The sequence below is a fragment of the Weissella sp. DD23 genome (assembly GCF_001579105.1).
GTDB classification, from domain to species: Bacteria; Bacillota; Bacilli; order Lactobacillales; family Lactobacillaceae; genus Weissella; species Weissella cibaria.
Window position 1 is genome coordinate 45596 of sequence record NZ_KQ970397.1, and the last position, 831, is coordinate 46426.

Sequence of the window (831 nt, forward strand, 5' to 3'; positions counted from 1 at the left end):
ATTAGCGATAAGGGACGACTAACGACCCAAATCAGTCAGCAATTGTTTCGCTTTTTAAAGTCGCAAGGCATTGTGACACACTTTCAACAAGCAGTCGGCGAACGTGATGTGTTGGTGACGGCACTGGACATGTTGCCAATTGAGGTTGTGATTCGTAATTATGCGGCGGGCCATTTTGCAACGCGTTACTCGGTGCCAATGTTGACGCCTCTTTCACCCACGGTACAAGAATATTACTTTAAAAACGATGCGCTTGATGATCCGCCATTGAATCAATCGCAAATATTTGCCCTCGACTTAGCGACGCCAAGTCAGTTAACCCAAATCGAGGCAGTTGCCCAAACGGTTAATCGGCAACTGGGTCAATTATTTGAAGCTGTGGGCATTACGTTAATTGATTTTAAATTGGAATTTGGTTTGGACGCTACTGGCGCGTTGACGTTAGGTGATGAGCTGTCACCAGATAATATGCGTTTGATTGACCAAGCCACCGGCCAATCCTTAGATAAAGACGTTTTTCGTCAGGGGACGGGCGACTTACGTGATGGATACACAACCGTTTTGCACAGACTAACGACATATTTAGGAGAGTAAGCATGTACATTGCACAGATTACAGTTACTTATAAGCCATCAATTTTGGATCCCCAGGGTGAAGTGATTAAGGATGCCCTTGCGCGTCTTGATTACCAAGGGGTAACGTCAGTGACGCAAGGAAAATATTTTGAAATCAAGTTAACGGCGACTGATGAACAAAGTGCGTATGAAGAAGCCACCAGCCTGACTGAAGCGTTATTAATTAATCCAAACACAGAAACGTATCGCATCACGA

2 protein-coding genes are annotated in these 831 nt (G+C 44.8%); both read left to right on the forward strand.

Translation table 11 applies throughout. From position 1 onward, the window contains the following. A partial coding sequence (locus tag WEIDD23_RS10160; protein WP_062358957.1) for a phosphoribosylaminoimidazolesuccinocarboxamide synthase occupies window positions 1-594 on the forward strand: 594 nt, incomplete at its 5' end. A 2-nt stretch (window positions 595-596) separates the two neighbouring features. After that, the coding region (gene purS, locus WEIDD23_RS13760) for a phosphoribosylformylglycinamidine synthase subunit PurS (protein ID WP_197458874.1) at window positions 597-831 on the forward strand (235 nt) is incomplete at its 3' end.